Here is a 5,661-nt window from a genome sequence, read left to right as displayed (position 1 = left end):
CTCGCCGGACGCGCCAACATCGCCCACGCCCGCCGAGACCTCCACGACCGCACCGACACCTTCGCCGTCTACGGCATCTAACAAACCATGATCAAACCGGACACTCCCGAACAACGCCGGGGCCGTGCTGCCACGCCCAGCAACTACGCCTCTGACCATACAAGACACCCCCGACAGCAGCCATCAGCGCGCAATTCCCACGCGCGTCTAATCGGCGTACTGTCGGGTGTGGAATGGGGTGGGTGAGGTTCAGAGTTCGTGGCGAATCCGGGCCAGGCCGCAGGCGACCAGCATGCCGAGAATGACCAGCCCGGCCCTCGTCCAGGGCACGTCCCTGCTCGGTCGGACGCCGATGGAGACCGCCACCGCCAGTTGAGCGGTGAGGACAAGGCAGATGACGACGCTCAGCGCCCGGTAGCCGACCCTGTAGAGCGACCACCAGGTCACGGTGCCGAACACGGCCGGGACGACCATCAACAGGCTGAGCCCGATCAACGGCGTAGCGAGTTTCCACCGCAGCAGAGGGCTTGTAGCCCAGGGCGATGTCTGTCGGATCATCTGTCGATCACCACGGGAAGGGCAGCATGCCGGGGACGCCGCAGGCATCAACCATCGGAGCGTTCATCCGTCGGATTCTGCCAAGCACGACCGGTTCGGTGGTGCCGGGAAGTAGCGGCGAGGTGAGCGTGGGGCCGTCTCACCCGCCGTCGTTGAGGACGCGGACGACCAGGACGGTCCCATCCGGGCTGAACGAGTACAGGCTGCCGTCGGCTGGCGGTGCCGTCCGCCTGCCGAAGAAGATCGGCGCATCCCTCAGGTAGGCGCTGATCTGGCCTTCGGCCAACTCGCGGTAGAGGCGGCTCTCCACGCCTCGGAAGACTTCCAGGACCCTTCCCTGGCCCAGGGGTGCGCGATGCCGGGTTCCCTCCGCGGAGAGCCCGTCAGGTAGCGCGAATGTCGCTGCGCTGCTCGTCGCCCAGGCGGGGTCCAGGTTGAACAGCCCCGGCTGAAATGCCGGATCCTCCGTCCCTCGCTGGCGGGGAGTGGCATAGCCGCTGGCGGCGGCGCTGTTCCCGGCGAAGAGCAGGGCGGTGGCCGCCACGGCGCGGGTCAAGATCTGGGTGAACCACCCACGCTGCTGCTCGGGGATGTCGAAGACCTGGGGTGCACCGGACGGCAACTCCTCGGCCAGATCCGGATCGGTGATGATCTCGTCGGCGGGCGACGGTACGTCGTCGGGTGCCTGTCTCGCTTCGGGCTCCGGAGGGGAAACCGTGCGCGGTCGCCAGTACTGGTCCTCAGGGGCGCTGCTCAACAGGCCGTCAAGCTCCTCGTCGTCACCGGACCACAACTCGTCATCGCCAGGCGGGTCGAGTACGTAGGCGGTGATCCCGGCCTGGGTGAGGTGCGAGGCGACCATCAGCGACGGTGGGTGGCTTCCGCCTACCGACAACGCCTCCACCTGTACGGCGGCTCGGGCGAGCTGCCCGTGGATGAAGCTCGGCGGACCGTGAGTGCCCTTGCACTCCAGAATCACGATCTTCATCCGCCTGTGTCTCCTCGTGGCGTGATGGCCGAGCAGGATGTAGTCCGGCCGCATCTTGGTCCGCGAGACCGACTGCACTGCACCGCCGCCATCCACGAAGCCCGCCTTCAACGCCACCTCCGCGTCGACCGCGTGGAACGTCCACCCTCGATACTGTTTGCGTAACAGACGCTTGGCGACCACGAGGGCCAGGCCGATGCCCAACTGCTCGGACTGGGTCACCTTGTGGTGATAGACGACCTCGTTGGCATCCGGCGTCAGAGCGAGACGCCCACCGTTCTTGGTGAGCGTGGCGCAGTAGCGGACAGCGGCCCAGTGCCGAGCGACCTGTGACAGCGGGGACGCGGTCAACAGGGTGGTGGCCACCCCCAGCTCATGCAGCACCTGCGCGGGCGTGGTCCGCATGCCGCCCTTGCCGACGTCCACCGGCGTCAACGTCTTGTGGTGCCAGTACGCCTCGCGCTTCTTGGCGTGTGTCGTGGCGTACCGGAGCACGTCGTCGACGAGCTCGTGGGAGGAGTTGAGCGCCAGTAGCGACGGGTAGCTCAGGGACTTTACGAGTGAATCGATCTCCACGCCCACCCCCGGTGCCGACGCACTGCACGAGACAGGCACCCAGAGTGATCGAAGAATCTCAGAGTGTCAATGTTGCGCGAGTGTGCCAGCTCACTTCGTGTGCAGCAGGAAAATGCGGAGAGAAAGTCGGCGTACGGCCTGAGTTGCTAGGCGCGGCGGCGGGTTACAGCGAGACGATGACCGGCTGGACCTGGACGTTCTTGGTCAGCTGCTGCGGCGAGGGGATGGGTGTGCTCATCCTGACCGGCGTGTTGTAGCCGTAGATGACAACCCCGTCGAGGTGGTTGGCGCCCGGCCAGTTCGACTCCAGGTGGACCACCATCTGGGTGGGGAAGTTGGTCACCTCCTCGGCGCACGCCCGGATCAGGACGACTGGACGGATCGCAAGCACGTTTGCCGAGCCCTGTCGGGTTCCGGATCTGCCGGGTGCGGTCGCCGTTGACGTCAATCGCTGCCACCCGAACAGTTACGTGGCGTCGGCCTCGGGGCCGACGTCGTCCCGGTAGGTGGCCAACGCCGCCGGCAGCGGCAGCTCGTACTTGTCGCACAGAAATCGGGTCTGGCAGTATCGCTGCGCGTCGGCGGCCACGCTGCCGAGGACTGCGGAATTCATCCCGGCACCGATGAGGACACCCACAAATGGCACGACCTTGGCGACGTTTTGCACGGGAACCGTGGCGCCGGCCGGGCCCATGTGCTGCAGCAACTTCTCAAGGGCGGCCACGAGGCGATGGTCCGCGCGGAGCTTCTCTGACCATCTCACGCGTCCCTTGATCGCGCTGGCCGCTCGTGCGGTCTCGCGCAGCGGCCCCACCTTGGCGGCCTGTGCCATGAAGGACCGGTGTACCAGGCGTTCGATGAAGAGCTGTTCGGCGGGATCTTTAGCGTCGTAGCCGTAGGAGTACGCGATGCGCGACGCGATCGACGCGCTCAGGACCTGGATGACGAGGATGTCCGCGGTCATCGCGGCAGGAATCCCGGCGACGGGGACCATGGCGAGCAGGCCCATGACGCCACCTTCGACGGCGCCGGCGGTCCGCCACCTGAGTGTGTTGCGGGTCAGGAGCCGGTCGCACACCCTGAGGTCCTGCTGCCGCAGCTCAGCGAAACTGCCGAGTTCGAGGCCGCGCTTGCGCGCGACCTTTTCGACGCCCTTCGGGTCATTGAGCTCCAGGGCCCAGGCGTTGACCAGCTCCAGCAGCGCTGCCGCGGCTTCGGCCGCCGGTCGCAGGGCCATGCCGGCAACCGCGTCGCCGCCGCGACGGACCGGCTCCTTGATCGCCTCCGGCATAGCCCTGGTGGCGCGGCTCGCGGCTTGTCGCGCGACGTCACCGGAGCGATCGAGCGCAGCGCTCGCCCAGTTCGGCAGACTACGGCGGTTGTTGCGGCGCTGCCAGTGCTCGTTGAGCCTGTCCCACACCTGTCCTTCGTACGCGCTCATCGGGGTTGTGCCGTCGACGAACGGGTCGGTGACAGTACTCATTGAGGATCTCCATTCGGCTGCGACGACTGGGACATGATGGCACTGTCGGTCGACACGTGGGTGTCCCCTTGCTGCCCGTAGTCGCAGAGGTTGCTGAGGCGCGGCAAACGACCCGTTGGGGATGCGCCCCTGGACGATGGGCAAGCCACCGTGTGCACGAGGCGCTACCAGGCCATTCAGCCCTCTGGAGATCATCCGCAAGATCGGCGAAGCTCTGCCGTACTCTGCCCGAACGCCGAACAGGGTTTTTGGGTCGGCGCGCTCCGTGTGCAGAGATCAGGAGACATACCCAGTGACCAACCCCGTGACCCCCAACCCGTCGCAGCCCGAGCACGCCGGCGGCTTCCAGCCCTCGCAGGCGGTTGCCTCCGTGAAGCCCAAGCTGGGCAAGGGAATGATCGTTGGCCTCATCGTTGGTGCCCTCGTCCTGTTCTGCTGCGGAGTCGGTGTGGGATCGATCGGCAGCAACGGTGACGACAAGGCCACCGCCGAGCCGAAGGCTTCCGTGCCGGCTGTCTTGGAAGTCAGCGCCGCCCCGATCACCGTCGCCCCGACGACGACCGCGCCCACTACTGCCCCGGCCACCACGCAGGCGGCGCCGCCGCCCGCGCCGACCACCGTGATCATGCCGAACCTGGCCGGGTCCAATGCAGCCGTCGCCCAGGACAAACTCAAGCGGCTCGGCATCACCAACATCAAGCTTGGCAGCCAGGACGAGTTCGACACGCTGGTGATCCTGCCGGAGAACTGGACGGTGAAGAAGCAGTCCCAGAAGGCGGGTGCCAAGGTCGCGCAGGACGAGCTGGTGGTCCTCACCTGCACTAAGACGGGCTGATACGGCTGACGTCAACGATGGCGGCGGCCCCGGCTCGTCTGCCGGGGCCGCCGCTGTGTTCCGTGGGTGGCGGTTCATCACTGCGGCCCCTGAACGCCGAGATGGCGCTGGATCATGCCGGGCGAATTGACCTTCAGCAGAATGGTCCTTAAGTGGACGCACGGCTGAGGTGATTGACCGTCGGTGGTCGATAGCTTGGTCGGTATGGCCCGTCTACTGGGTCGCCCGGATGCGTCGAGTCAACGGCGCCTACGAGTGGCTGGACACCTGGGGCGGCTACGAACGCGCCGGTGCCGCCGCCGGCGCGGCGGCACAGCTCGCCTACAACCAGGCCCGGGAAGATGTGCTCAAGGAACTGGTTGGGAACCTGCACACCGCGTTGGACCGGGCGGGCTTGGGGGCGCTGCCCACCCCTGCTCCGGTTCGGCCCCCGGCCCGGCCGGAGCTGCCGGCGGCCGTCGAGCTGGACGAACCTGAGGACTGACCGCGGGTAGGCGGGGCGGATGCGGTTGGTGGAGGCGGGATGCGAGGTCGAGGTGAGTCCGGATCTGCTACCCGTCACCCTCGCCCGCGATGGCGTCGTCCTGATTCAGCAGGGGTCCGTGGCCGAGGTCAGGGCACTGCTCGACCGCTGGACGGTCCCGGTCGACCACCCGCACCAGGTGGCCGACGGGCTGACCGTCATCGCGCCGCGTCTCCGCACCGACGATGGTGGCAATGAAGCCGGTTTCACCGACCTGCCCCTGTCGCCACACACCGATCGCAGCCTGCACGCGCAGCCGCCCAGCGTGCTCGCCACGCTGATGCTCACGCCGGCGAGGGCCGGGGGAAGCGCCACACTGGTGGACGGCGCGCGAGTGCTGACGCTCCTCCGCCTTCGGGCCGAAGATGCCGCGATCGCCGGCCTGCGGCTGAGGACGACTACCGGTCAACTCGACCCACCGGTCGTTGAATTCGTCTCCGGCCGCGCCCGCATCCGCTACCGCGACGACCGGATTGCCGGTCCGTACAGCACCGACGGGCGTCTGGATCTCGTGGCCGAGTTCCGTCGCCTGATCTCCGAGACGACCCGTTTCCTGCACCTGGGCGCGGGTCACGGCCCCGGCGTTGTTCGGGAGTGTCCGGTTTGATCATGGTTTGTTAGATGCCGTAGACGGCGAAGGTGTCGGTGCGGTCGTGGAGGTCTCGGCGGGCGTGGGCGATGTTGGCGCGTCCGGCGAG

The 5,661-nt window shown here is 67.3% G+C and carries 7 protein-coding genes; 3 read left to right on the top strand and 4 right to left on the bottom strand.

Annotated features, from left to right (window positions below):
• Nucleotides 1–249: 249 nt before the first annotated feature.
• From F8271_RS29450 to F8271_RS29435, 4 genes are all read right to left on the bottom strand, one after another.
• Nucleotides 250–558, bottom strand: a complete 309-nt coding sequence (locus tag F8271_RS29450) for a hypothetical protein (protein WP_151493093.1) — start codon at nucleotides 556–558, stop codon at nucleotides 250–252.
• A gap of 139 nt (nucleotides 559–697) precedes the next feature.
• Entirely contained in the window at nucleotides 698–2,122 is a 1,425-nt protein-coding gene (locus F8271_RS29445; RefSeq protein ID WP_151493092.1) for a hypothetical protein, read from the bottom strand.
• A gap of 163 nt (nucleotides 2,123–2,285) precedes the next feature.
• Nucleotides 2,286–2,513, bottom strand: coding sequence for a hypothetical protein (locus F8271_RS29440; protein ID WP_151493091.1), 228 nt, complete (start codon nucleotides 2,511–2,513; stop codon nucleotides 2,286–2,288).
• A gap of 75 nt (nucleotides 2,514–2,588) precedes the next feature.
• Nucleotides 2,589–3,605: an EcsC family protein gene (locus tag F8271_RS29435; protein ID WP_151493090.1), complete on the bottom strand. Its 1,017-nt coding sequence runs from the start codon at nucleotides 3,603–3,605 to the stop codon at nucleotides 2,589–2,591.
• A 292-nt stretch (nucleotides 3,606–3,897) separates the two neighbouring features.
• On the opposite strand from F8271_RS29435, the gene F8271_RS32680 reads away from it, so the two are divergent.
• The 3 genes from F8271_RS32680 (at nucleotide 3,898) to F8271_RS29415 (ending at nucleotide 5,570) form a co-directional block, all read left to right on the top strand.
• Entirely contained in the window at nucleotides 3,898–4,440 is a 543-nt protein-coding gene (locus F8271_RS32680) for a PASTA domain-containing protein (RefSeq protein ID WP_192580513.1), read from the top strand.
• A 229-nt stretch (nucleotides 4,441–4,669) separates the two neighbouring features.
• Nucleotides 4,670–4,924: a hypothetical protein gene (locus F8271_RS29420; RefSeq protein ID WP_151493088.1), complete on the top strand. Its 255-nt coding sequence runs from the start codon at nucleotides 4,670–4,672 to the stop codon at nucleotides 4,922–4,924.
• A gap of 19 nt (nucleotides 4,925–4,943) precedes the next feature.
• Nucleotides 4,944–5,570: a TauD/TfdA family dioxygenase gene (locus F8271_RS29415; RefSeq protein WP_151493087.1), complete on the top strand. Its 627-nt coding sequence runs from the start codon at nucleotides 4,944–4,946 to the stop codon at nucleotides 5,568–5,570.
• Nucleotides 5,571–5,661: the final 91 nt, after the last annotated feature.

It is taken from the genome of Micromonospora sp. ALFpr18c (assembly GCF_008868155.1).
Taxonomy (GTDB): domain Bacteria; phylum Actinomycetota; class Actinomycetes; order Mycobacteriales; family Micromonosporaceae; genus Micromonospora.
Note: the sequence above shows the minus strand (reverse complement) of the source record. Positions and strands in the feature narration are given on the sequence as shown.